Source organism: Aeromicrobium jepli (assembly GCF_047246605.1).
Lineage (GTDB): Bacteria > Actinomycetota > Actinomycetes > Propionibacteriales > Nocardioidaceae > Aeromicrobium.
In genome coordinates this window covers 15,948-39,594 of sequence record NZ_JBFOKO010000007.1, presented here as the reverse complement: position 1 = coordinate 39,594, position 23,647 = coordinate 15,948, and the positions used below count along the sequence as shown (strand labels likewise).

Sequence of the window (23,647 nt, the reverse complement as noted above, 5' to 3'; positions counted from 1 at the left end):
TCAGCGGCGCAGGTTCTGGCTGAGCCGCTCGGCGGCCGCGACGACGGCGGGCGCGTGCATGCGACCCGGCTGGCGGGTGAGGCGCTCGAGCGGGCCCGAGACCGACACCGCGGCGACGACCTTGCCGCTGGGGGAGCGGACCGGGGCCGAGACCGAGCCGACGCCCTGCTCGCGCTCGGCGACGCTCTGGGCCCAGCCGCGCTTGCGCACGGCGGACAGCTCGGCGGCGGAGAAGTTGGCCTTCATGAGGCCCTTGTTCATGCGCTCGGGGTCCTCCCAGGCCAGCAGGACCTGTGCGGCGGAGCCGCCGGACATCGTCAGCTGGCTGCCGACCGGGATCGAGTCGCGCAGGCCGGTGGGCCGGTCGGCCGAGGCGACGCACACGCGGTGGTCGCCCTGGCGACGGAACAGCTGGGCCGACTCGCCGGTGATGTCGCGCAGGCGCGCCAGGACGGGCCCGGCGGCGGCGAGCAGGCGGTCCTCGCCGGCGGCGGCGGCCAACTCGGACAGCCGCGGCCCGAGGATGAAGCGTCCTTGCATGTCGCGCGCGACCAGCCGATGATGCTCCAGGGCGACCGCGAGACGATGGGCGGTGGGACGCGCCAGGCCCGTCGCCGTGACGAGCCCGGCCAGCGTCGCCGGCCCCGGCTCCAGGGCCGCCAGAACGAGGGCGGCTTTGTCGAGAACGCCGACTCCGCTAGAGTTGTCCATGTCTTGATACTGCCGTATCGCATTGTGAGACGCAACCCCCGAAGTTGGAGAAAATCATGGGCAAGACGCTCGCCGAGAAGATCTGGGACGACCACGTCGTCCGTTCCGCCCCGGGAGAACCGGACCTGCTGTTCATCGACCTGCACCTCCTTCACGAGGTCACCAGCCCGCAGGCGTTCGACGGCCTCCGCCTCTCCGGCCGCACGGTGCGTCGCCCCGACCTCACCCTCGCCACCGAGGACCACAACATCCCGACGACGGACCTCGACAAGCCGATCGCCGACCCCGTGTCGCGCACGCAGGTCGAGACGCTGCGCCGCAACGCGGCCGAGTTCGGCGTCCGCCTGCACCCGATGGGCGACATCGAGCAGGGCATCGTCCACGTCGTCGGCCCGCAGCTGGGCCTGACGCAGCCGGGCATGACGATCGTGTGCGGCGACTCGCACACGTCCACGCACGGCGCGTTCGGCTCGATCGCCTTCGGCATCGGCACGTCCGAGGTCGAGCACGTGCTGGCCACGCAGTCGCTGTCGCAGGCCAAGCCGAAGATGATGGCCGTCGAGGTCGTCGGCGAGCTGCCCGAGGGCTCGACCGCCAAGGACCTGATCCTGGCGCTCATCACGCAGGAGACCACCGGCGGCGGCCAGGGGTACATCGTCGAGTACCGCGGCGAGGCGATCCGGAAGCTCTCCATGGAAGAGCGCATGACGATCTGCAACATGAGCATCGAGTGGGGCGCCAAGGCCGGCCTCATCGCGCCGGACCAGACCACGTTCGACTACATCCAGGGCCGCCCGCACGCGCCGGCCGGTGCCGACTGGGACGCCGCCGTCGAGTACTGGGGCAGCCTCGTCACCGACGAGGACGCGCACTTCGACAAGGTCGTCACGCTCGACGCCTCCCAGGTCACCCCGTGGGTCACGTGGGGCACCAACCCGGGCCAGGGCGTCGCGCTGTCGGGCGCCGTCCCGGACCCGGCGCAGTTCGAGGACCCGGACGAGCGCGAGGCCGCGGCCAACGCGCTGCGCTACATGGGCCTCGAGGCCGGCACGCCGATGCGTGACATCAAGGTCGACACGGTCTTCGTCGGCTCGTGCACCAACGGCCGGATCAGCGACCTGCGTCGTGCCGCCGAGCTCATCCAGGGCAAGAAGGTCGCCGACGGCACCCGCATGCTCGTCGTCCCCGGCTCGGTGCGCGTGCGCCTGCAGGCCGAGGAGGAGGGCCTGGACGTCGTGTTCAAGGAGGCCGGCGCCGAATGGCGTGGCGCGGGCTGCTCGATGTGCCTGGGCATGAACCCCGACCAGCTCACGCCGGGCGAGCGCAGCGCCTCCACCTCCAACCGCAACTTCGAGGGCCGTCAGGGCAAGGGCGGGCGCACGCACCTGGTCTCGCCCGACGTCGCCGTCGCCACCGCCGTCGCGGGCCACCTGGCCTCGCCGGCCGATCTCTGAGGACGATCAGCATGGACAAGTTCACCTCGCACACCGGCGTCGGCGCCCCGCTGCGCCGCAGCAACGTCGACACCGACCAGATCATCCCCGCCGTGTACCTCAAGCGCGTGACCCGCACGGGCTTCGAGGACGGCCTGTTCGCCGCGTGGCGGGGCGACCCGGAGTTCGTCCTCAACCAGGACGCGTACCGCGAGGCCACCGTGCTGGTGGCCGGCCCGGACTTCGGCACGGGCTCGTCGCGCGAGCACGCCGTGTGGGCGCTGCAGAACTACGGCTTCAAGGCCGTCATCAGCCCGCGCTTCGGCGACATCTTCCGCGGCAACGCGGGCAAGGCCGGGCTCCTGGCGGCGCAGGTCGACGAGAAGGTCGTCGCCGCGCTGTGGGCGTACCTCGAGGCCAACCCGGGCGCGCAGGTCACGGTCGACCTCGAGTCGCGCACGGTGCGCGCCGGCGAGGGCCCCGACGCGATCGAGGACTCGTTCACGATCGACGACTACACGCGCTGGCGCCTGCTCGAGGGCCTCGACGACATCGGCATCACGCTCGGCCACGAGGCCGACATCGCCGCGTACGAGTCCAAGCGTCCGTCGTTCAAGCCGGCCACGCTCTGACACCCGCCGACGACGGCGCGGGCACCGGTTCGCCGGGCCCGCGCCGTTGCCGTACTAGGGTTCATCCCATGTCCCGCACCCGACCGCTGCCGCCGGTGCTGCGCGTCGTCGTGTGGATCCTGCGGCCCCTGTTCATGGTCGTCATGCGGCGCGACTGGCGCGGCGAGGAGCACCTCCCGCGCGAGGGCGGCTACGTCCTGGCGGCCAACCACCTGTCGTACATCGACCCGTTCGTGCTCGGCCACTGGCTCGTCGACCACGACATCCCGCCGCGCTTCCTGGTCAAGGATCCGCTGTTCTCGATTCCGGTCATCGGTCGGCTGCTCGTGGCCGCCCGCCAGATCCCCGTCTACCGCGGGACCGGCGCCGCCGCGCAGTCGCTCAGCGCCGCCACCGAGGCCGTCCGGGAGGGCGGCATCATCGCGATCTACCCCGAGGGCACGATGACGCGTGACCCCGAGGCCTGGCCGATGTCGGGCCGTGACGGGGCCGTCCGCATCGCCCTGGCCACCGGCGCGCCGCTCGTGCCCGTCGCGCAGTGGGGGCCGCAGCAGATCATGTGGCCGTACCGCCGCGAGTTCCGGCTGCTCCCGCGCAAGACGATGCACGTGCGGGTCGGCGCGCCGATCGACCTGTCAGGCCTGGGCCCGGACGCCACCGCGCAGCAGGTGCACGAGGCCACCGAGCGCCTCATGGACGCCATCACGGACCTGCAGGCGCAGATCCGCGGCGAGCGGCCCACCGCGCCGCGCATCGACGTGCGCACGCTCAAGAAGCCCAAGACCCGATACGAGGAGCGCTGATGGTCACTGCAGCAGTCATGGGAGCCGGGTCGTGGGGAACCGCCTTCTCGGTGGTGCTGGCCGACGCCGGCCACGACGTCCACCTGTGGGGCCGCCGTGAGCAGACGTGCGAGAACATCAACGAGCGCCACGAGAACACCGAGTACCTCCCGGGCCTCGAGCTGCCGGCGACCGTGCGGGCCTCGACCGATCCCGCCGCGGCCCTCGCGGGCGCCGAGATCGTCGTGCTCGCGGTGCCGTCGCAGACGCTGCGCACCAACCTCGAGGCGTGGGGCGACCTGATCGAGCCGTCCGCCGTCATGGTCAGCCTCATGAAGGGCGTCGAGCTCGGCTCGCACCTGCGCATGAGCCAGGTCATCGCCGAGGTCACCGGGGCGGGCCCCGAGCGCATCGCCGTCATCAGCGGCCCGAACCTGGCCAAGGAGATCGCCCAGCGCGAGCCCGCCGCGAGCGTCGTGGCCTGCGCCGACGAGGCCGTCGCGCTGCAGCTGCAGAAGTACTGCCACACGCCCGCGTTCCGCCCGTACACGAACACCGACGTCGTCGGCTGCGAGCTCGGCGGCACCGTCAAGAACATCATCGGCCTCGCCGTGGGCGTGTGTGACGGACTGGGCTACGGCGACAACACGAAGGCCTCGGTCATCACCCGGGGCCTCGCCGAGACCGCGCGCCTGGGCATGGCGATGGGCGCCGACCCGATGACGTTCATGGGCCTGGCCGGCCTGGGCGACCTCGTCGCCACGTGCTCGTCGCCGCTGTCGCGCAACCGCACCTTCGGCGAGAAGCTCGGTCGCGGCATGACGGTCGAGGAGATCATGGCCGGCACGCGCCAGGTCGCCGAGGGCGTCAAGTCCTGCACGTCGGTCGCCGAGCTCTCCGAGATGCACGGCGTCGACATGCCGATCGTCGAGCACGTGCGCGCGCTCGTCGAGGGCGACATGACCCCCCTCGAGCTGGTCAACGCCCTGATCAGCCGCTCCACCAAGCCCGAGACCCACTGACGGTCCGCCCGGCCCCGCTCAGCCCAGGGCGGCCTCGATGTCGGCCCAGAGGTCCTCGACGGCCTCGATGCCGACGCTGAGCCGGATCAGGCCGCCGGGGATGGTCTCGGGCTCGGCGGGGAAGCGGCGGCGGCGCTCCCACGTGGACTCGACGCCGCCCAGGCTCGTCGCGTGCGTGATGACGCGGCTGGACTCGGTGGCGCGCTGCGCGTGCTCGGCGTCCTCGATGACGAAGCACACCATCGAGCCGAACCCGGGGTAGCGGACCTCGGCCACGGCCGGGTGCGCCTTGAGCCGGTCGGCCAGGACGGCCGCGCTGGCCTCGGCCCGGTCCAGCCGGACGGCGAGGGTGCGCACGCCGCGGACGGCGAGGAAGCACTCGAGCGCGCCCGGGATGGCGCCGTGCAGTGAGCGGTGCTGCAGCAGGCGGTCGTACAGCGCGTCGTCCTGCGTCGCCAGCACGCCGAGCACGAGGTCGCTGTGTCCGCCGAGCAGCTTCGAGGCCGAGTGGGTGACGATGTCGGCGCCGTACGACAGGGGCCGGTCGCGCAGGGGAGTGCGGAACGTGTTGTCGACCGCGACGAGGGCGCCGGCGTCCTTCGCCGCGCGCACGAGGACCGGCAGGTCGCCGACCTCCATCGCGGGGTTCGTCGGGGACTCGAGCCACACCAGGTCCGCGCCGGCGAACGCGTCGATGCTGCCGGCCGTGTCGGACGGGTCGATCAGCCGGACCTCGTAGGGCCCGCTCTGCGCGAGGCTCGTCGTGCCGTTGTAGCCGTGACGGGGCAGGACCACGACCGCGCCGGGCTCCAGCAGCCCCAGCGTCGCCGCGGCGGTCGCGATGCCCGACGCGAAGGCGAGGGCCCGGCCGCCCTCGAGCTCGCCGACGACCTGCTCGAACGCCTCGTAGGCCGGGTTCCCGTGCCGCCCGTACTCGAACGAGCCACCCGCGTGGAAGGAGCTCGCGAGGGTGATGGGGGCGTTCAGCGGGGCGCCGGGCTCGTGCGCGGGGCGTCCTGCGATGACGGTCACGGTGTCGGGTTCCATGGCTCCAGTGTCACAGGAGAGTAGGCTCGGGACGATGCGCACCACGATCGGCGTCGTCTTCGGCGGACGCAGCAGCGAACATGGCGTGTCGTGCCTGACGGCCCGTGAGGTCCTCGCGGTCATCGACCGTGACCGGTACGACATCGTCCCCATCGGCATCACCACGGACGGACGGTGGGTCCGCGAGACCGCCGACTGGGCCGACCTCGCGCCGGGCACGCTGCCCGCCGTCCGGGGCGAGCTGCCAGCCTTCGACTGGGACGACGTGCGCGACCTCGACGTCGTGTTCCCGCTCCTGCACGGCCCGTGGGGCGAGGACGGCACGCTGCAGGGCATGCTCGAGATGGCGGGCGTGCGCTACGTCGGCGCCGGCGTGCTGGCCAGCTCGGTCGGCATGGACAAGCCCTTCACCAAGACCGTGTTCTCGGCGGCGGGCCTGCCCCAGCTGCCGTACGTCACCGTGCAGCCGTGGGAATGGGACGCCAAGCGCGACCGCGCCGAGGCGCGCATCCACGCGCTCGGCCTTCCGGTCTTCGTCAAGCCGGCCCGTGCCGGATCCAGCTCCGGCGTGACGCCCGTCCACGACTGGGCCGACCTCGAGAAGGCCGTCCTCGCGGCACGCGACCTCGACCCCAAGGTCATCATCGAGGCCGCCGCCGCCAACAAGCGCGAGGTCGAGTGCGCCGTCATCCAGGACGAGCACGGCATGCCGATCGCCAGCGAGGTCGGCGAGATCGTCGTCGCGGCCGAGGCCGACCACGAGTACTACGACTTCGACGCCAAGTACCTCGACGGCACCAGCACCAACATCGTCCCGGCCGACCTGCCCGAGACCGTGCGCCAGCGCATCCGCGAGTACGCGCTGCAGGCGTTCGACGCGATCGGCTGCGAGGGCCTGGCGCGCGTGGACTTCTTCCTCACCGACAGCGCCGACGGCGGCCTGGTGATCAACGAGATCAACACGATGCCCGGCTTCACGCCGTTCTCGATGTTCCCCAAGCTGTGGCAGGCGTCCGGCGTGGAGTACCCCGAGCTCGTCGAGCGGCTCATCCGGCTCGCCCTCGCGCGCCCCACCGGCCTGCGCTGAGTCACGGCAGGCCCGCGTGCGGGACCTCCACCGTGACGGTGCGGATCTCGGCCTCGCGGGCCGCGCTGCGGGCGTGCTCGTCGAAGTCGGGCGCGCACGACATGAACAGGGTGCGGCCATCGCTGCCGCCGAGCAGGCAGGCGAAGACGCCCGTGCCGGGCTGGACCTCGTCGAGGATCTCGCCGCCCTCGCGCACGCGCAGCACGCGCCCGTTGAGCGCGTCGGCGATCCACAGCGCGCCCTCGGCGTCGAGTCCGCAGCCGTCCGGCGCGACGACGCCCTCGCCCAGCGCCTGGGCCAGGTTCCGCGTCGAGGGCAGGTCGCCGAACGTCGCGAACGCCCGCCGGTTGGCCAGGCTGCCGTCGGCCTCGATGTCGAACGCCGTGACGCGGTTGCCGAACGTCTCGTCGACCAGCAGGGATCCCTCGGGCGTGATGGCCATGCCGTTCGGGAACCACAGGTCCTCGGCGACGGTGGTCACGGTGCCGTCGGGGTCGATCCGCAGCAGCGCCGCGGTCTCGATGTCGGCGCCGCCCATGAGGTCGAAGCCGAAGTTGCCGAGCCAGCACCGGCCGAGGTGGTCCACCACCATGTCGTTGGGGTGGCCGGTGACGTGGTCGGTGACGTCGGCGTGCACGACGAGCGCGCCGTCGGCCTCGCGACGCATGACCTTGCGGTCCTTCATCGAGACGTAGACGAGTCGGCCGTCGGGCAGCCAGCCCAGGCCGGACGGCTGGGCGGGCACCTCGACCTCGGTGCGCAGGTCGGAGCCGTCCTCACGGACGGAGCGGATCGTGTGCGTGTAGAAGTCGCTGAACCAGAGCCGGTCCTCGTGCCAGCGAGGGCACTCGGTGTAGGCCATGCCGGCGACGAGGGTGCGGATCTGCCTGGAGGTCGTCATGGCGCCATCCCACCACAGGCGTGACCCCCGTCACACGGGGGCCGGGCTCAGGAGCGGACGACCGGGCAGGTCAGCGTGCGGGTGATGCCCGCGACCTTCTGGATCTGGGTCACGACGAGCGTGCCGAGCTCGTCGACCGACGGGCCCTCGACGCGCGCGATGACGTCGTAGGGACCCGTGACGTTCTCGGCGTTCTCGACGCCGTCGATGCCGGCGATCGCGGCCGCGACCTCACTGGCCCTGCCGACCTCGGTCTGGACGAGGACGTACGCGTGAACAGCCATCGGAGAAGTCCTTTCGTGGGGCCATGACACGCTACCGCAGCGGCCGGGGGTGGGCGCCAGTGGCTGAGACAATGTCCCCATGAGCCAGCGAGGGACCCATGAGTGACGCCACGATCGCCGAGGTGGGCGAGTTCGCCCTCATCCAGCTCGTCCGCGAGCAGCTGGGCACGAGCGACTACGTCCTGATCGGCCCCGGCGACGACGCGGCGCACATCGCCACGGCGGACGGCACGTACGTCACGGCGACGGACATCCTCGTCGAGGGCCGGCACTTCCGCCGCGACTGGTCCACCGCCGCCGACATCGGCCGCAAGGCGGTCGCCGCGAACCTCTCCGACATCAACGCGATGGGCGGCGTCGCGACGGCCCTCGTCGTCGCGTTCGCGGCGCCGGGCGACCTGCCCGTGCAGTGGGTCAAGGACCTCATCGGCGGCATGGTCGAGGAGTGCGCCAAGGTCGGCGCCCACGTCGTCGGCGGCGACATGTCCGCCGCCGAGCAGATCGTCATCTCGATCACCGCGCTCGGCGACGCCGAGCGTCCCGTCAAGCGGTCGGGCGCCCGGGTCGGCGACCAGGTCGCGTACGCGGGCACGCTGGGTCTCGCCTCGGCGGGCTACGGCGCCCTGAGTCGCGGCTTCCGCTCGCCCAAGGCGGCCGTCGACGAGCACCGCTCGCCGCACCCGCCGTACGCCGCCGGTCCCGCCGCCGCGATCGCCGGCGCCACCGCGATGATCGACGTGAGCGACGGCCTGCTGGCCGACCTCGGCCACGTGGCCCGGGCGAGCGGCGTCGCGATCGACGTCGATCCCGAGGCGTTCGAGGTCCCCGAGCCGGTCCGCACCGTGGCCGGCGCGCTCGGCGGCGTGGACCCGCTGAGGTTCGTGCTGGCCGGCGGCGACGACTACGCGCTCGCCGCGACGTTCCCCGCCGGCTCGCCCCTGCCCGAGGGCTGGACCCGCATCGGCGAGGTCCGCGCGGGCGAGGGCGTCACGGTCGCCGGCGCCCCCTACGAGGGCGGCACCGGCCACCGCCACTGGACCTGAGCAGGGCGTGGTCTCGATACGCGGCTCGTTCCTCGCCAGCTACTCGACCGACGGGGTGAGCCCCCGGTGATCGAGTAGACGGCGAGCTTGCGAGACGTCGTATCGAGGTCACACGAGCGCGGGCTCGTCCTGGATGCGCGCGAAGGGCGAGGCCGCCTCGAGCTCGTAGGCGAGCTCGAGCAGCGTGCGCTCGTCGCCGTGGTCCGCCGAGAAGTGGATGCCCAGCGGCAGCCCGTTGGCCGAGCGGGCGAGCGGCAGGCTGATCGCCGGACCGCCGGAGGCGTTGTTGAGCGGCGTGTACGCCACGTACGCCCGCAGGCGCGCGAACGCCTCGTCGAACGGCACGCCCGGGTGCAGCCAGCCCAGCTCGGGGGTGGCGTGGCCCAGCGTGGGGCTCATGACGAGGTCGTGGTGCGCGAAGAACCCGCTGTACTCCGCCGCGCTGCGCTTGAGCGCGCGGATCGCGGCGGGCGTGCGCCACATCGACCGGATGAACGCCCGCGACAGGCCGTGCGTGAACGGGTCGATGCGGTCGCGGTCGAAGTCGCGCGAGATGAGGTACCTGCCGCCGTACTCGATCGAGAACGCCAGGGCCCGCCAGTACTGCACGAAGTGGTGCTCGAACGACGGATCGACCGGGACGGGGATCGTCTCGACCTCGTGGCCCAGTGACGTGACGAGCGTCGCGACGCGCTCCAGCTCGACCTGCGTGTCCGGGTCCAGCGGCTCGCCGTGCAGGGTCTCGGTCACCAGGCCGATCCGCAGGCGCCGGCTGCCCGGACCCTCGACGTGGCCGACGCGGGGGAGCCGCGCGACGGGTCGCCAGCGCTCGGCGGCGGCGAGGAAGACGGCGGTGTCGCGGACGCTGCGGGTCAGCACGCCGTTGGAGACGATGTCGACGGGCGCGCCCTCCATCTCCTTGGCCGAGGCGACCCGGCCGCGCGTGGGCTTGAGACCGACCAGGCCGCACGCGGCGGCGGGGATGCGGATCGAGCCGCCGCCGTCGTTGCCGTGCGCGATCGGGACGGCGCCGGCGGCGACGAGGGCCGCAGAGCCGCCGGACGACGCGCCCGACGAGTACGCCGGGTTCCACGGGTTGCGGGTGGGCTCGCGGTCGACGAACTCGGTGGACGCGGTCAGGCCGAAGGCCGGCAGGCTGCTGGTGCCGACGATGTTGACGCCGGTCGCCACGAGCTGCTCCGCGAACGGCTCGTTCTCGGGCGCCGGGTCGGCCGGCATCGCGGCCGAGCCCGAGCGCGTGGGCAGGCCGGCGAAGCGCGTGTTGTTCTTGATCAGCGCCGGCACGCCCGCGAAGGGGGCGTGGGCGTCGTGGTCCTGCTCGGCGCGGACGGTCGCGCGGACGCGGTCGTCGTCGACGATGCCGCGCAGGACGGGGTCGACCCGGTCGATGCGGGCCAGGGCGGCCTCGAGGACCTCGGTGCGGCTCGCCTCGCCCGAGGCGATGAGCTGCGCCACCCCCACGGCATCGAGGTCGGACAGGACGTCATCGCCGAAGGCGTGGATGCGGGTCACCCTCGCACAATAGACAACGGCGGCCCGAAGGCCGCCGTTGTCGTCAAAGTCGTGAACGTCTCAGCGCGAGACCTTGCCCGCCTTCAGGCAACCGGTGCAGACGTTGAGCCGCTTCGGGGTGCCCTCGACAGTGGCGCGAACGCGCTGGATGTTCGGATCGAAACGACGCTTCGTGCGTCGGTGCGAGTGGGACACGTTGTGGCCGAAGCCCGGTCCCTTGCCGCACACATCGCAGACGGCTGCCACGGCGACCACTCCTGAACTGTTACTCGGGGGAAAACAACCTCTCCATCGTAGCGGAAGCGACACGCGTAGGTCGAATCGGCTCCCGCGAGGTCCTCGATAGTCTCGACCCATGGCCCTGCAGATCGACGCCCAGCGGTTCCGGACGTGGGCGCGTCTGTGCACCGAGTCGCTCGGGCTGGCGCGCGACGAGATCGACGCGCTCAACGTCTTCCCGGTGCCCGACAGCGACACCGGCACCAACGCGTACTTCACGTTCGTGGCGGGCTGCGAGGCGCTCGACGACCTGCCCGCCGAGGCCGACCACGTCGAGGTCATGCGCCGCTACGCCGAGGGCCTGCTCATGGGCGCGCGCGGCAACTCCGGCACGATCCTGGCCGAGCTCGTGCGCGGCAGCCTGCGCGTGCTGCGCGAGTGCCGGGGCCCGCTCAGCGCGACCGACGTCGCCGACGCGCTCGTCGCCGCGTCCGAGGCGGCGTACGGGGCCGTCGGCCGGCCGCAGGAGGGCACGATCCTCACGGTCGCGGCCGCCGCGGCCCGCGCCGCCCGCGAGGCCACCGAGCACGAGGACGACCCGAAGCGGCTGTTCGACATCGCCTCCGGCGCCGCCCGCGAGGCCCTCGCCCTGACGCCCACGCAGTTCGACCTGCTCGCGCGCGCCGGCGTGGTGGACGCCGGCGGGCGGGCCCTCGTGGTCGTGCTCGACTCCGTCGCCTACGCGCTCACTGGCCGCCGGCCGTCGCCGCGCCCGGCCACCGTCCCGGTGCCGGTCACGGTGCCCGGGCAGGACCTCGACGAGACCGGTCCGGCCTACGAGGTCATGTTCCTGCTGCGCACCGAGGACGACCGGATCCCGGCGCTGCGCGAGGCCCTGGACCCGCTCGGCGACTCGCTCGTCGTGGTGGGCGGCGAGGGACTGTGGAACGTCCACGTGCACGTGGACGACGTCGGCGCCGCGATCGAGGCCGGCATCGCGGCGGGCTCGCCCTTCCGGATCTCGGTCATCCACTTCGCCGACCAGGTGGCGGGCCGTGCCCCCGTGCGCACCGGCCGCGCCATCATCAGCGCCGTCACGGGCCCCGGCCTGGCCGAGCTCACCGAGAAGGCGGGAGCCGTCGCCGTGCCGTTCGGTCCCGACGACGAGCTCACCGTGGCGCGCGTCGCCGAGGCGATCGCCGCCGCCCACGCCGACGAGGTCATCTGCCTGCCCAACCGCGCGGGCCACATCCCGATGTTCGAGGCCGCCGCCGCGTCCGCCCGCGACGCCGGCGCGCGGGTCGCGGTGCTGCCCACGACCGTCCAGGTCCAGGCGCTCACCGCCCTCGCCGTCCACGACCCGGGCCGGCCCTTCGACGTCGTCGTGGTCGCCATGTCGAACGCGGCCGGCGCCACCCGTCACGGCGCGGTCACGATCGCGGCCGAGGACGGCATCACGATGGCGGGCCCGTGCCGCGCCGGCGACGTCCTGGGCGTCGTGAACGGCGACTTCGCGATCGTCGGATCGGCGCAGGAGGACGTCGCGTTCGAGGTGCTGCAGCGGCTCGACCTGCCCACGGCCGAGATCGTCACCCTCGTCGTCGGCCGCGACTGCCGCGAGGGCACCCCCGAGCTCATCTGCGAGCGGCTGCGGCACGAGGCGCCCCACGTCGACGTCGAGGTGCTCGAGGGCGACCAGGAGACCTACCCGCTGTTCCTGGCGGTGGAGTGAGCGCGTGATCGACTTCGAGACCCGGCTGTCCAAGGTCGTGGGCGACTCGGCCAAGAAGCTGGAGAAGGCGTTCGGCCACCGCACCGTCGGCGACCTGCTGCGCCACTACCCGCGCCGCTACATCGACCTCGAGCACCCCGACTCGTTCGAGGACCTCGCCGAGGGGCAGGTCGTCGCGTTCGTCGCGACGGTGCTGGACGTCAGGAAGCTGTCGTTCCGCAACAACCCGCGCAAGTTCCGCGTCGTCGTGACGCTGTCGGACGGCCGCAACCGGATGGAGGCGGTGTTCTTCAACCAGTACGCCGTCGCCAAGACGCCCGTCGGCAGTCAGCAGCTGCTGTCCGGCGAGGTCTCGGTCTACCAGGGCCGGCTGCAGCTGGCGTCGCCGCACATGCGCGAGCTGCCCGAGGGCAAGACGCTCGCCGACCTGGGCCGGGGCGGCGGCGCGCTGCCGATCTACCCCGCCGGGGGCGGGCTGACCACGTGGGACGTCGAGCGCGCGGTCGCCGTCGCCCTCGACGTCGTCGACGAGTTCCCCGAGCCGATCCCCGCCGCGATCCGCCACGAGCGCGGCCTGCTCGACGCGCCCACCGCCTACGAGTACGTCCACCGGCCCCGCAAGCGCGCCGACTGGGCGTTCGCCCAGACGCGGCTGCGCTTCGAGGAGGCCTTCGAGGTCCAGGCCGTGTTCGCCCGCCGCCGGCTCGACTCGCGGCAGCGGCGCGCCACCGCCCGGCCCGGGCGCGGCGACGGCATCCGGGTGGCGTTCGAGCAGCGGCTGCCGTTCTCGCTGACGGAGGGCCAGGCGCAGGTCGCGGCCGAGATCGACCAGGACCTCGCGGGCACGCACCCGATGCACCGCCTGCTGCAGGGCGAGGTCGGCTCGGGCAAGACGATCGTGGCTCTGCTGGCGATGCTGCAGGTCGTCGACTCCGGCGGGCAGGCCGCGCTGCTGGCGCCCACCGAGGTCCTGGCCACGCAGCACCACCGCAGCATGGAGCGCATGCTGGGCGACCTCGCCAAGGGCGGGATGCTCGGCGGCGCGGACGAGGCCACGCGGGTCACCCTGCTGACCGGCTCGATGGGCGCCAAGGCCCGCCAGCGGGCGCTGCTGGAGATCCAGTCGGGCGAGGCCGGGATCGTCATCGGCACGCACGCGCTGCTCGAGGAGACCGTGCGGTTCGCCGACCTCGGCCTCGTGGTCATCGACGAGCAGCACCGGTTCGGCGTCGAGCAGCGCGCGGCCCTGTCCGACCGCGCCGCCGCGGCCGACGGGGTCAGTCCGCACGTGCTGGTCATGACGGCCACGCCCATCCCGCGCACGATCGCGATGACGGTGTTCGGCGACCTCGAGGTCTCGACGCTGCGCCAGCTGCCCGCCGGGCGCCAGCCCATCCAGACCAACGTCGTGCCGGTCGCCGAGCAGCCCGCGTGGCTCGACCGGGCGTGGCAGCGCGTCCACGAGGAGGTCGCGCGCGGCCGCCAGGCCTACGTCGTCGTCTCGCGCATCGGCGAGTCCGCCACCGACGAGGACGCCGAGCCGCCCGGGGACGACGACGGCGACGAGAAGCGCCCCACCGTGGGCCTCGTCGAGCTGGCGGACGCGCTGGCCGACGGACCGCTCGCCGGCCTGCGGCTGGGCCGCCTGCACGGGCGCATGCCGCCGGACGAGAAGGACGACGTCATGTCGGCGTTCGCCGCCGGCGACCTGGACGTGCTGGTCGCCACCACCGTCGTCGAGGTCGGCGTGGACGTCCCGAACGCCACGATGATGATCGTCATGGACGCCGACCGCTTCGGCGTCTCCCAGCTGCACCAGCTGCGCGGCCGCGTGGGCCGTGGCTCCGAGCCGGGCCTGTGCCTGCTCGTCACCGGCTCGCCCGCGGGCACGCCCGCGCGCGAGCGCCTCGCGGCCGTCGCCGCCAGCACCGACGGCTTCGAGCTGTCCAGGCTCGACGTCGAGCTGCGTCGCGAGGGCGACGTGCTGGGCGCCCAGCAGTCCGGCGTCCGCTCGAGCCTGCGGCTGCTGTCGGTCGTGCGGGACGAGAAGATCATCGCGGACGCCCGTGACGCGGCGGTCCGGACGCTGGAGTCCGGCGACGTGCCGGCCGACCTCGAGGCCTCGATCCGGCGCCTCGAGGAGTCCGAGCGCGCCGAGTACCTGGAGCGCGCATGAGGCAGGGGAGCCGATGACGAGGATCATCGCGGGACGCTGGGGCGGGCGCCGCCTCGCGACGCCGCCGGGCGACGGCACGCGTCCCACGTCCGACCGGGTGCGCGAGTCGCTGTTCTCCTCGCTCGCGTCGCTGCTCGGTGGGTTCGAGGGCGTGCGGGTGCTGGACCTGTTCGCCGGGTCCGGCGCCCTCGGCCTCGAGGCGGTCTCGCGCGGGGCCGACCACGCCGACCTCGTCGAGTCCGACGCCCGGGCCGCGCGCGTCATCCAGCGCAACGTCGCCGACCTCGGCGTCCCGGCCCGCGTGCACCGCACGACGGCCCAGCGGTTCGTCGCGAACGAGGTCGGGCCGTGGGACCTCGTCCTGCTCGACCCGCCGTACGCCGTGACCACCGCCGAGGTCGCCGCGATCGTCGCGCAGCTGCGGCCGTTGCTGGCCGAGGACGCCGTGGTGGTCGTCGAGCGCTCCAGCCGCGACCCGTTCACGTGGCCCGACGGCTTCGAGCCGCTCCGGGACAAGGCGTACGGCGAGACGCGCCTTTGGTACGGTCGCTGACATGACGCGCGTGGTGTGCCCCGGCTCCTTCGACCCCATCACGAACGGTCACCTCGACATCATCGAACGGGCCTCGTTCCTGTTCGACGAGGTCGTCGTGGTGGTCCTGGTCAACGAGAGCAAGGCCGGCCTGTTCCCGATCGACCGCCGCCTCGAGCTCATCCGCGACGCCGTGCGCGACCTCGAGAACGTCACGCTCGACTCGTACTCGGGCCTGCTGGTCGACTACTGCGCCCAGAACGACGTCCAGGCCATCGTGAAGGGCCTGCGCGCCGTGTCGGACTTCGACTACGAGCTGCAGATGGCCCAGATGAACGGCAACCTCACGGGCATCGACACGGTCTTCATCCCGACCTCGCCGGACTACACGTTCATCGCGTCGAGCCTGGTCAAGGAGGTCGCGCGCCACGGTGGCGACGTCAACGGCCTGGTGCCCAAGCACGTCATGAACGCGCTCGACGAGGCCTTCGGCCACTGAGCCGCGGGGCTCACTCGATCGGCGACCGCCGCTCCTGACGGCGGCCCACGTGGCTGCCGCGCCGGACGGCGCTCGTGCCGAACCGCTCGGCGACCCGGTCAAGCGTCGCGTCGAGCGCCGGGTCGGCCTCGCCCTCCAGCGGCAGCGCGAGCTGCGCGCCGTGCCCGTCGAGTCCCGACAGGGCCACCCCGACGAGCGTGATGCCGTCGCGCTCGATCTCGGCGCGGCGCGCGTGCAGCAGCCCGCGGGCGACGTCCGAGATCGCCGACGTGCTCTCGGTGGGCCGGGGGAGCGTGCGCGACGAGGTCGACGTGCGGAAGTCGCCGAACCGGAGCCGGACGGTCACGGTGGCGGCGGTGCGGCCCGCCCGGCGCAGCCTCCGGCCGACCTTGTCGCACAGCGCCAGCAGGGCCAGGTCCGCCTCGGCGAACGACCGGCCCCGGCCGAGCGCGTGCTGCGCGCCGATGGACCGGCGACCCGTGGAGGTCTGGACGCGTCGCGGGTCGTGGCCCGACGCGAGCGCGTGCAGGTGGTGCCCGGCGGCCTTGCCGACGATCGCCGACAGCTCGCCCGGTGTCAGGCGCGCCACGTCGGCCACGGTGCGCAGGCGCGCCGCGTGCAGCTTGCCGGCCGTGACGTCGCCGACGCCCCACAGCCGCTCGACGGGCAGCGCGTGCAGGAACGCCAGCTCGCCGTCGAGGGGCACCGCGAGCAGCCCGTCGGGCTTGGCCAGGGCGCTGGCCACCTTGGCCAGGTAGGGCGTGCGGGCGATGCCGACCGAGATGGGCAGGCCGACGTCGCGACGGACCCGCTCGCGCAGCTCGCGCGCGATCGGCAGCGACGGCCCGCGCAGCCGGCGCAGGCCGGAGACGTCGAGGAAGGCCTCGTCGATGGACAGCGCCTGCACGAGGGGAGTGGTGTCGTGGAAGATCGCGAAGACCGCCCTGCTGGCCGCCACGTAGGCGTCGAAGCGCGGCGGGACGACGATCGCGTCGGGGCACAGCCGCAGCGCTTGGCGCCCACCCATCGCCGTGCGCACGCCGCGCGCCCGCGCCTCGTAGGACCCGGCGAGCACGACGCCGCCGCCCACGATGACCGGCCTGCCGCGCAGCCGGGGGTCGTCCCGCTGCTCGACCGAGGCGTAGAACGCATCGAGGTCGGCGTGCAGGATGGACCCCAGTCGCGCGTCCGCCTCCACCCCTCCAGCGTCCCACCGGGCACTGACGGTTTCCCCGGTTAAGTGGGTTTCCTCCCACTTCACGAGGATTGCTCTCCACGCTCAGTGACGGGAAACCTCGTCCGGTGGAGAAGGCGAACGGACGAGCGGTGGAACCGCCGCCGGGAGCGAGGCCGGCGACTTCGCGAGGTTCTCCATGACTCAGCGTGGTTCGCAACCCGCGTTCAGTGCGAGTTCTCCTGCTTAACCGGGGAAACTGGCACCGCACCCGGGCGATTCGCGTTCACGTGAGCCGGCGGGGTACGATTGACGCTGGCCCGTTTGCGGGTCGTGGATCTCTGGTGCACTCGATGAGGGGCTGACGTGACTTCCGGACCGTTCGTGTTCGACACCCAGGTGCTGGGTCGTCGGCCCGGCACCGAGAAGTCGTACGAGCTCGTCCTCGACGCACCGGCGGACCTCGGCCTGGACGTCTTCGGTGTTCCCGAGGGATCGCCCATCGATCTCGAGCTACGGCTCGAGGCCGTGATGGACGGTGTCCTCGCCACCGGGACGGCCTCGGTCCACGCCGTCGGCGAGTGTGTGCGCTGCCTGGAGCCTGTCGAGCAAGACGTCGACGTGGACTTCCAGGAGCTCTACCTCTACGAGGGCGCGGGCGAGGACGAGCTGGCCGTCGAGGCCGAGATGATCGACCTCGAGCCCGTCCTGCGGGACGCGGTGGTGCTCGCACTGCCGCACAACCCGTTGTGTGATCCGGAATGTCCGGGACTGTGCCCCGAGTGCGGCTTCCGGCTCGCGGACGATCCAGATCACACACACGGCGACGCGATCGACCCCCGGTGGTCGGCGCTGACCCAACTGACCGAACGACCTGAGGAGTAATCGTGGCCGTCCCGAAGCGGAAGATGTCGCGCAGCAACACCCGTCACCGCCGCTCGGCGTGGAAGACGACGGCGACCGTCACCGTCGACTGCGCCAACCCGGCGTGCAACGCCAAGGTGCTGCCGCACCGCGCCTGCGCCGAGTGCGGCCAGTACGGCGCTCGCGGCCAGCAGCGACAGGTCCTCTGACCTGTCCGACGTGCCCGAGCTCGAGGCACTGAAGGAGACGCTCGGGGTCCCTGACCTGGACCCCGAGCTTCTCACGCATGCCCTGACTCACCGGTCGTACTCGTACGAGAACGGCCAGGTCCCGAACAACGAGCGCCTCGAGTTCCTGGGCGACTCGGTGCTCGGGGTCGTCGTCACCGAGACCCTCTTCCGGCGCCACCCCGACCTGCCCGAGGGGCAGCTCGCGAAGCTGCGCGCCGCCGTCGTGAGCGCCAAGGCGCTCGCCGAGGTCGCGCGCACGCTCGGCCTGGGCGACCACCTGCGGCTGGGCCGCGGCGAGGAGGCGTCCGGGGGACGCGACAAGCCCTCGATCCTGTCCGACGCCATGGAGGCCGTGCTCGGCGCGATCTTCATCGAGTTCGGGATCGAGCGCGCCGCCGACGTCATCCACGCGATCTTCGATCCCGTCATCGCGCAGGCCGCCGAGCTCGGCGCGGGCCTGGACTGGAAGACGTCGCTGCAGGAGATCTCGGCGCTGCACGGCCACGGGGTCCCCGTCTACGTCCTCGAGGGCACCGGCCCCGACCACGACAAGACGTTCACCGCCTCGGTGGTCCTGGGCGACCTGCGCTTCGAGGGAGGCACGGGCCGCTCCAAGAAGGACGCCGAGCAGATGGTGGCCGAGATCGCGTGGCGCGCCATCACGGCGATGGCCGAGGCGCAGGCGCAGCAGGCCGACGAGAGCGCCGGTGCCGGAGCTTCCTGAGGTCGAGGTCGTCCGCCGCGGCCTGGCCGACCACGTCGTGGGGCGCACGATCGCCGCGGTCGAGGTGCTCGACGCCCGCTCCGTCCGCCGGCACGGCCCCGGACCCACCGACTTCGTCGCCCGCCTGGCGCACCGCCGGGTGGAGGCGGCCCGCCGCCGCGGCAAGTACCTGTGGCTCGCGCTCGACGACGGTTCGAGCATCCTGACCCACCTGGGCATGAGCGGGCAGGCGCTCATCAGCGCGCCCGACGCGCCCGCCCCGCGGCACCTGCGCATCACGCTCGACCTCGACGACGGGCAGCAGCTGCGGTTCGTCGACCAGCGCATCTTCGGCGGCATGTCCGTCAGCGAGACTGACCCGCCCGCCGAGATCGCGCACATCGCGCTCGACCCGCTCGACGAGGCGTTCGACGACGCCGAGGTCGTCCGACGCATGCGCCGCCGCCAGACCGGCGTGAAGCGCGCGCTGCTGGACCAGGGGCTCGTCTCGGGCGTGGGCAACATCTACGCCGACGAGGCGCTGTGGCGCAGCCGGCTGCACTACGCCCGCAACACCCGCGGGCTCAAGGTCGCCGAGGGCCTCGAGTTGCTCGGGCACGTCCGCGACGTCATGACCGAGGCGCTCGCCCAGGGCGGCACGTCGTTCGACGCGCTCTACGTCAACGTCAACGGCCAGAGCGGGTACTTCGACCGGTCGCTCAACGCGTACGGGCAGGAGGGCGAGCCGTGCCCGCGCTGCGGCGCGCCGATCGTCCGCGAGCCGTTCATGAACCGCTCGTCCTTCCGCTGCCCCACGTGCCAGCCGCGGCCGCGCAACGGCCGATGGTGAGCCGGCCGGGGCGCTCCTCGCTAGGGTGACCGCGTGACGCAGTCCGAGGGCCTGTACGGCGACGAGGCGCGCGAGCGCTTCGTGCCCGAGCCGCCGAAGCGGTCCGAGCGCACCGCCTTCGAGCGCGACCGGGCGCGCATCCTGCACTCCTCGGCCCTGCGCCGCCTCGCCGGCAAGACCCAGGTCATGGGCGCCGGCACCGACGACTTCGTCCGCAACCGGCTGACCCACTCCCTCGAGGTCGCCCAGGTGGCCCGCGAGCTGGGCAAGAGCCTGGGCTGCGACCCCGAGATCGTCGACTCCGCCGCGCTCTCGCACGACCTCGGGCACCCCCCGTTCGGCCACAACGGCGAGGTCGCCCTCAACGAGGTCGCGGCCTCGATCGGCGGGTTCGAGGGCAACGCCCAGACCCTTCGGCTGCTGTCGCGGCTCGAGGCCAAAACCGTCGATCACGCCGGCCGCAGCGTCGGGCTCAACCTCACCCGCGCGACGCTCTCGTCGTGCGTGAAGTACCCGTGGCGCCGCGGTGAGCGCGACACGGCCAAGTTCGGCGTCTACGAGGACGACCTGCCGATCTTCGACTGGCTCGGCACGAAGGGCCGGCTCACGATGGAGGCGCAGGTCATGGACCTGTCCGACGACATCGCGTACTCCGTCCACGACATCGAGGACGGGATCGTCGGCGGCTGGATCAGCCTCGTCGGCGAGCTGGACACGCCGGACTCGTGGCGCGTCGCCCGGGACTGGTACGACCCGTCCGCGACCGACGACCGGCTCGACGCGGCGCTGGAGCGCCTGCGCGGGCTGCGCGAGTGGCCCACCGCCCCGTACACCGGGGACCGCCCGTCGCGCGCCGTCCTCAAGAGCCTCACGAGCGCGCTCATCGGCCGCTTCGCGGGTGCCGCCTACGAGGCCACGGTCGAGCAGTGGGGGAGCGGCCCGCTCGTGCGCTACGAGGCCTCGCTGGAGCTGCCGCGCGACACCCTCGACGAGATCAACGTGCTCAAGTCGCTCGCCGCGCACCACATCATGCGCGCGGACCTGCGGGTCAAGGACCTCGACGAGCAGCGGGACCTGCTGAAGGGCCTCGTCGCCCACCTGCGGCTCAAGGGCGAGGGCGAGCTGGAGCCCGAGTTCGCCGAGGACTTCCGCGCGGCGGCGGATGACGCGGCCCGGCTGCGCGTCATCGTGGACCAGGTCGCGAGCCTCACCGACGCGTCCGCCGTCCAGTGGGCACGGCGCCTGCTCGGCTGAGACCGGTGGATCGGCGTCCGGGGCTCGACCCCGGCGCCTAGGATGGCCCCCATGGCACGCATCAAGGACGAGGACATCCAGCTCGTCCGCGAGCGGGTCCGCATCGACGAGGTCGTCGAGCAGTACGTCACCCTGCGCAATGCCGGCGGTGGCGCGCGCAAGGGCCTGTGCCCCTTCCACGACGAGCGCACGCCGTCGTTCAACGTCCGTCCCGCGCAGGGCTTCTACCACTGCTTCGGCTGCGGGGCCGGCGGCGACGCCATCAAGTTCGTCATGGAGATCGAGGGGCTGGGCTTCGCCGAGGCGGTCGAGCGGCTCGCGGACAAGGTCGGCATCCAGCTGCGCTACGACGAGTCGGGCGCGCCCACGGGCCCGCGCCGCGACCCGGGCCAGCGCCAGCGGCTGCTCGCCGCGCACAAGCTGGCGGCGCAGTTCTACGCCGAGCAGCTGACCTCGTCGCCCGAGGCGATGCCCGGGCGCCGCCTCGTCACCGACCGCGGCTTCGACCAGGCTGCCGCCGAGCTCTTCCAGATGGGCTGGGCGCCCAGGTCCGGCCAGGCGCTGACCGCCTTCCTGCGCGGCAAGGGCTTCACCGAGGAGGAGCTCGTCGTGGGCGGCCTCGCGCGCCGCTCCGCGCGCGGGCTGTTCGACGCGTTCCAGGGCCGCCTGCTGTGGCCGATCAAGGAGATCTCGGGCGAGGTCATCGGCTTCGGCGCGCGGCGCATGTTCGACGACGACTTCATGAGCGGCAAGTACGTCAACACGTCCGAGACGCCGATCTACAAGAAGACGCAGGTGCTCTACGGCATCGACCTCGCCCGCGACCCGATCCGCAAGCAGAGCCAGGCGGTCGTCGTCGAGGGCTACACCGACGTCATGGCGTGCCACCAGGCCGGCGTCCTGACGGCCGTCGCGACGTGCGGCACGGCGTTCGGCGAGAGCCACGCCCGCGTGCTGCGCCGCCTCATGCTCGATCACGACGCCTTCCACGGCGAGGTCATCTTCACGTTCGACGGCGACGAGGCGGGCCAGAAGGCGGCGGTCAAGGCGTTCGAGGGCGACCAGGAGTTCACCGGGCAGACGTACGTGGCCGTCGAGGGTCGCGGCATGGACCCGTGCGACCTGCGCCTGGCCGACGGCGACGAGGCCGTGCGCGACCTCATCTCCTCGCGCATCCCGCTGTACCGGTTCGTGCTGGACAACACGCTCGCGCGCTACGACCTGGACCGCGGCGACCAGCGCATCGACGCCGTGCGCGACGCGGTGCGGCTGACCGGCTCGGTGCGCGACGCGTCCAAGGTCGACGCGTTCCTGCGTGAGATCGCCACGCGCGCCGGCGTCGACATCGACCTCGTGCGCGCCGAGCACCGCCGCGCCGAGAAGAGCCCCGCCCCGCAGCGCGCCACGCGCGCGGCCGAGCCCGAGCCGGCGCCCGCTGCGCCGCCGCCGGTGTTCGCGAGCTTCGGCGCGCCGCAGTTCGCCGACGAGCGCGAGGCCCTCAAGGCGCTCGCGCAGTTCCCGCACCTCGCGGCCCCGGTCGCGGCCGAGCTGACGGACGAGGACTTCGTCCACCCCGTCGCCCGCGAGATCTGGCGGCACATGGTCGCGCGCGGTCTCCCCACACAGCCCGACGCCGGCTGGCTGCCCGCCGTCGCGGACGCGCTGCCCGGGGACGACCTGCGCCGCGTCCTCGGCGTCGCCGCCGTCGAGCCGCTCCACGCCTCCGAGCAGAGCGCCTCGACGGTCGTGCCGGCGATCCTGGCGCGCCTGCAGGAGCTGGCCGTGTCCCGCCAGATCGACGACGTCAAGTCGCGCCTGCAGCGGACCGACCCCACGGCGCCCGAGTACGCCGAGATCTTCGGCAGCCTCGTCGCCCTCGAGCAGCGCCGCCGTGGCATCCGCGAGCGCGCCCTCGGCGCCCTCAGCGGCTGACCGCCCTCCCGCCCGCCCGGTTCCGCGAGTGGCGCAAATCGGCCCGCCACTCGCCGAGTGGCGGGCGCTTCTGCGCCACTCGCGACCCCTGTTTGCGCCACTCGACGAGCCTGGTGCCGACGGCCCCTGCAGCGGGGGAGCGGCGCCTGTGCACGAGCCCCACGGCGTCCACAACGCCGCACCGACCCCTGTCCCGCCGCGTCCCGGCCGCCGAGGCTGGGGCCGTGTCCCCGTTCGTCGCCCACGCCCTCGCCCAGTCCCCGCTGCCGCTCGACGTCGAGCTCGCCCTCGCCCGGGTCAAGCACCGCAGCCCGCTCGCCCGCAACGAGCTCGTCTGCGCCCACCTGCGCAACGTCGCCCTGCACGCGCTGCGGCTCGGCCACCGCGGGGCGGACCTCGACGAGGCGGTCGCCGCGGGCGCCGAGGGCCTCATCCGGGCGGTCGACCACTTCGACCCCGACCGCGGCACCCGACTGGCCACCTACGCCTGGACCTGGATCGCCCGGGCCATGACTCCACCGCCGGCCCCGCCGGCCGTGGCCGCGGAGGTGATCCCGGCCTCGGGCACGGACCTGCTCGCCGACCTGCCCGAGGACCTCGCCACGGTGGTCGGCCTGCGTTTCGGCCTGCTGTGCGAGGACGGAGTCGGCCTCACGATCGCCGAGGTCGCCGAGCACCTCGGGCTGACCCGCTGGCAGGTGCGCGATCGGGAGGGGAGGGCCCTTTCGCATCTGCGAAACGGACTTGCTATTGTTAGTCGCCGTGCTCCTGTGAAGGAGCCGATCCCCCGTAGCTCAATTGGCAGAGCATTCGACTGTTAATCGAAGGGTTATTGGTTCGAGTCCAATCGGGGGAGCGGACAAGGCCCGGATTCCGTCAGGAACCGGGCCTTTCGCCTGTCCGCAGCGGGCGCTTGTACGCTCGGACGGCGACGGGGCGGTAGCTCAGCCGGTCAGAGCAGAGGACTCATAATCCTTGGGTCGTGGGTTCGAGCCCCACCCGCCCTA

The 23,647-nt window shown here is 72.9% G+C and carries 24 protein-coding genes and 2 tRNA genes; 19 read left to right on the top strand and 7 right to left on the bottom strand.

Going from position 1 to position 23,647, the window contains the following annotated elements:
* A complete protein-coding gene (locus AB3M81_RS13675; protein ID WP_412904465.1) occupies window positions 1-711 on the bottom strand; it encodes an IclR family transcriptional regulator in 711 nt (236 codons plus the stop codon).
* A gap of 56 nt (window positions 712-767) precedes the next feature.
* Here AB3M81_RS13675 and leuC point away from each other — a divergent pair, with 56 nt between their 5' ends.
* From leuC to AB3M81_RS13655, 4 genes are all read left to right on the top strand, one after another.
* Window positions 768-2,165 carry a 3-isopropylmalate dehydratase large subunit gene (gene leuC, locus AB3M81_RS13670; protein WP_412904464.1) on the top strand — a complete coding sequence of 466 codons (1,398 nt, stop codon included), beginning with the start codon at window positions 768-770 and terminating at the stop codon, window positions 2,163-2,165.
* 11 nt (window positions 2,166-2,176) lie between these two features.
* Window positions 2,177-2,776 (top strand): 3-isopropylmalate dehydratase small subunit, encoded by a 600-nt coding sequence (gene leuD, locus AB3M81_RS13665; protein ID WP_412904463.1) that lies wholly within the window; start codon window positions 2,177-2,179, stop codon window positions 2,774-2,776.
* Window positions 2,777-2,844: 68 nt separating this feature from the next.
* The gene (locus tag AB3M81_RS13660; protein WP_412904462.1) at window positions 2,845-3,579 is read left to right on the top strand and encodes a lysophospholipid acyltransferase family protein; all 735 of its coding nucleotides are present in this window, start codon (window positions 2,845-2,847) and stop codon (window positions 3,577-3,579) included.
* Entirely contained in the window at window positions 3,579-4,580 is a 1,002-nt protein-coding gene (locus AB3M81_RS13655; protein ID WP_412904461.1) for an NAD(P)H-dependent glycerol-3-phosphate dehydrogenase, read from the top strand. The genes AB3M81_RS13660 and AB3M81_RS13655 overlap by 1 nt, the downstream gene beginning before the upstream one ends.
* An 18-nt stretch (window positions 4,581-4,598) precedes the next feature.
* Here the strand turns inward: AB3M81_RS13655 and AB3M81_RS13650 are convergent, their stop codons facing one another.
* Window positions 4,599-5,627: a trans-sulfuration enzyme family protein gene (locus tag AB3M81_RS13650; RefSeq protein WP_412904460.1), complete on the bottom strand. Its 1,029-nt coding sequence runs from the start codon at window positions 5,625-5,627 to the stop codon at window positions 4,599-4,601.
* 34 nt (window positions 5,628-5,661) lie between these two features.
* Here AB3M81_RS13650 and AB3M81_RS13645 point away from each other — a divergent pair, with 34 nt between their 5' ends.
* Entirely contained in the window at window positions 5,662-6,714 is a 1,053-nt protein-coding gene (locus AB3M81_RS13645) for a D-alanine--D-alanine ligase family protein (protein ID WP_412904459.1), read from the top strand.
* 1 nt (window position 6,715) lies between these two features.
* Here AB3M81_RS13645 and AB3M81_RS13640 read toward each other — a convergent pair whose 3' ends face one another.
* Window positions 6,716-7,615 (bottom strand): SMP-30/gluconolactonase/LRE family protein, encoded by a 900-nt coding sequence (locus AB3M81_RS13640; protein ID WP_412904458.1) that lies wholly within the window; start codon window positions 7,613-7,615, stop codon window positions 6,716-6,718.
* Window positions 7,616-7,662: 47 nt separating this feature from the next.
* Window positions 7,663-7,899 (bottom strand): Lrp/AsnC family transcriptional regulator, encoded by a 237-nt coding sequence (locus AB3M81_RS13635; RefSeq protein ID WP_412904457.1) that lies wholly within the window; start codon window positions 7,897-7,899, stop codon window positions 7,663-7,665.
* Between the two features lie 98 nt (window positions 7,900-7,997).
* Here AB3M81_RS13635 and AB3M81_RS13630 point away from each other — a divergent pair, with 98 nt between their 5' ends.
* A complete protein-coding gene (locus AB3M81_RS13630) occupies window positions 7,998-8,942 on the top strand; it encodes a thiamine-phosphate kinase (protein WP_412904456.1) in 945 nt (314 codons plus the stop codon).
* A gap of 108 nt (window positions 8,943-9,050) precedes the next feature.
* Here AB3M81_RS13630 and AB3M81_RS13625 read toward each other — a convergent pair whose 3' ends face one another.
* The gene (locus AB3M81_RS13625) at window positions 9,051-10,475 is read right to left on the bottom strand and encodes an amidase (protein ID WP_412904455.1); all 1,425 of its coding nucleotides are present in this window, start codon (window positions 10,473-10,475) and stop codon (window positions 9,051-9,053) included.
* 60 nt (window positions 10,476-10,535) lie between these two features.
* Window positions 10,536-10,721 (bottom strand): 50S ribosomal protein L28, encoded by a 186-nt coding sequence (gene rpmB / locus AB3M81_RS13620; protein ID WP_187411817.1) that lies wholly within the window; start codon window positions 10,719-10,721, stop codon window positions 10,536-10,538.
* Window positions 10,722-10,830: 109 nt separating this feature from the next.
* Between rpmB and AB3M81_RS13615 the strand changes: the two genes are divergently transcribed.
* From AB3M81_RS13615 to coaD, 4 genes are read left to right on the top strand one after another with little or no spacing between them, the layout of a single operon-like run.
* Complete coding sequence (locus tag AB3M81_RS13615) at window positions 10,831-12,426, top strand: DAK2 domain-containing protein (RefSeq protein WP_412904454.1); 1,596 nt, start codon at window positions 10,831-10,833, stop codon at window positions 12,424-12,426.
* A 4-nt stretch (window positions 12,427-12,430) separates the two neighbouring features.
* Complete coding sequence (locus AB3M81_RS13610; RefSeq protein ID WP_412904453.1) at window positions 12,431-14,602, top strand: ATP-dependent DNA helicase RecG; 2,172 nt, start codon at window positions 12,431-12,433, stop codon at window positions 14,600-14,602.
* A 13-nt stretch (window positions 14,603-14,615) separates the two neighbouring features.
* Window positions 14,616-15,155, top strand: a complete 540-nt coding sequence (rsmD, locus tag AB3M81_RS13605) for a 16S rRNA (guanine(966)-N(2))-methyltransferase RsmD (protein ID WP_412904452.1) — start codon at window positions 14,616-14,618, stop codon at window positions 15,153-15,155.
* Window position 15,156: 1 nt separating this feature from the next.
* Window positions 15,157-15,633 (top strand): pantetheine-phosphate adenylyltransferase, encoded by a 477-nt coding sequence (coaD, locus tag AB3M81_RS13600; RefSeq protein ID WP_412904451.1) that lies wholly within the window; start codon window positions 15,157-15,159, stop codon window positions 15,631-15,633.
* Between the two features lie 10 nt (window positions 15,634-15,643).
* On the opposite strand, the gene dinB is transcribed toward coaD, so the two are convergent.
* On the bottom strand, window positions 15,644-16,831 hold the full coding sequence (dinB, locus tag AB3M81_RS13595; protein ID WP_412904450.1) for a DNA polymerase IV: 1,188 nt from the start codon (window positions 16,829-16,831) through the stop codon (window positions 15,644-15,646).
* 342 nt (window positions 16,832-17,173) lie between these two features.
* Between dinB and AB3M81_RS13590 the strand changes: the two genes are divergently transcribed.
* The 9 genes from AB3M81_RS13590 (at window position 17,174) to AB3M81_RS13550 (ending at window position 23,647) form a co-directional block, all read left to right on the top strand.
* Entirely contained in the window at window positions 17,174-17,692 is a 519-nt protein-coding gene (locus AB3M81_RS13590) for a YceD family protein (RefSeq protein WP_412904449.1), read from the top strand.
* Window positions 17,693-17,694: 2 nt separating this feature from the next.
* A complete protein-coding gene (rpmF, locus tag AB3M81_RS13585; RefSeq protein ID WP_412904448.1) occupies window positions 17,695-17,880 on the top strand; it encodes a 50S ribosomal protein L32 in 186 nt (61 codons plus the stop codon).
* Window positions 17,881-17,890: 10 nt separating this feature from the next.
* Window positions 17,891-18,625, top strand: coding sequence for a ribonuclease III (gene rnc, locus AB3M81_RS13580; RefSeq protein ID WP_412904447.1), 735 nt, complete (start codon window positions 17,891-17,893; stop codon window positions 18,623-18,625).
* A complete protein-coding gene (gene mutM / locus AB3M81_RS13575) occupies window positions 18,609-19,454 on the top strand; it encodes a bifunctional DNA-formamidopyrimidine glycosylase/DNA-(apurinic or apyrimidinic site) lyase (protein WP_412904446.1) in 846 nt (281 codons plus the stop codon). The genes rnc and mutM overlap by 17 nt, the downstream gene beginning before the upstream one ends.
* 33 nt (window positions 19,455-19,487) lie before the next feature.
* Window positions 19,488-20,708 carry a deoxyguanosinetriphosphate triphosphohydrolase gene (locus tag AB3M81_RS13570; RefSeq protein ID WP_412904445.1) on the top strand — a complete coding sequence of 407 codons (1,221 nt, stop codon included), beginning with the start codon at window positions 19,488-19,490 and terminating at the stop codon, window positions 20,706-20,708.
* A gap of 51 nt (window positions 20,709-20,759) precedes the next feature.
* Window positions 20,760-22,640, top strand: coding sequence for a DNA primase (dnaG, locus tag AB3M81_RS13565; RefSeq protein WP_412904444.1), 1,881 nt, complete (start codon window positions 20,760-20,762; stop codon window positions 22,638-22,640).
* 113 nt (window positions 22,641-22,753) lie between these two features.
* Window positions 22,754-23,461 carry a sigma factor gene (locus AB3M81_RS13560; RefSeq protein ID WP_412904610.1) on the top strand — a complete coding sequence of 236 codons (708 nt, stop codon included), beginning with the start codon at window positions 22,754-22,756 and terminating at the stop codon, window positions 23,459-23,461.
* Window positions 23,424-23,496 (top strand) — tRNA-Asn (locus AB3M81_RS13555). Before AB3M81_RS13560 ends, AB3M81_RS13555 begins: the two co-directional genes overlap by 38 nt.
* 77 nt (window positions 23,497-23,573) lie before the next feature.
* Window positions 23,574-23,647, top strand: a tRNA-Ile gene (locus AB3M81_RS13550).

Coding starts and splice junctions, on each gene's coding strand:
- AB3M81_RS13655 (WP_412904461.1), top strand. CDS start 3,579: ATGGTCACTGCAGCAGTCATGGGAGCCGGGTCGTGGGGAACCGCCTTC.
- AB3M81_RS13675 (WP_412904465.1), bottom strand. CDS start 711: ATGGACAACTCTAGCGGAGTCGGCGTTCTCGACAAAGCCGCCCTCGTT.
- coaD (WP_412904451.1), top strand. CDS start 15,157: ATGACGCGCGTGGTGTGCCCCGGCTCCTTCGACCCCATCACGAACGGT.
- leuC (WP_412904464.1), top strand. CDS start 768: ATGGGCAAGACGCTCGCCGAGAAGATCTGGGACGACCACGTCGTCCGT.
- AB3M81_RS13615 (WP_412904454.1), top strand. CDS start 10,831: ATGGCCCTGCAGATCGACGCCCAGCGGTTCCGGACGTGGGCGCGTCTG.
- leuD (WP_412904463.1), top strand. CDS start 2,177: ATGGACAAGTTCACCTCGCACACCGGCGTCGGCGCCCCGCTGCGCCGC.
- AB3M81_RS13645 (WP_412904459.1), top strand. CDS start 5,662: ATGCGCACCACGATCGGCGTCGTCTTCGGCGGACGCAGCAGCGAACAT.
- AB3M81_RS13635 (WP_412904457.1), bottom strand. CDS start 7,899: ATGGCTGTTCACGCGTACGTCCTCGTCCAGACCGAGGTCGGCAGGGCC.
- rsmD (WP_412904452.1), top strand. CDS start 14,616: ATGACGAGGATCATCGCGGGACGCTGGGGCGGGCGCCGCCTCGCGACG.
- dnaG (WP_412904444.1), top strand. CDS start 20,760: ATGGCACGCATCAAGGACGAGGACATCCAGCTCGTCCGCGAGCGGGTC.
- AB3M81_RS13630 (WP_412904456.1), top strand. CDS start 7,998: ATGAGTGACGCCACGATCGCCGAGGTGGGCGAGTTCGCCCTCATCCAG.
- AB3M81_RS13650 (WP_412904460.1), bottom strand. CDS start 5,627: ATGGAACCCGACACCGTGACCGTCATCGCAGGACGCCCCGCGCACGAG.
- AB3M81_RS13660 (WP_412904462.1), top strand. CDS start 2,845: ATGTCCCGCACCCGACCGCTGCCGCCGGTGCTGCGCGTCGTCGTGTGG.
- AB3M81_RS13640 (WP_412904458.1), bottom strand. CDS start 7,615: ATGACGACCTCCAGGCAGATCCGCACCCTCGTCGCCGGCATGGCCTAC.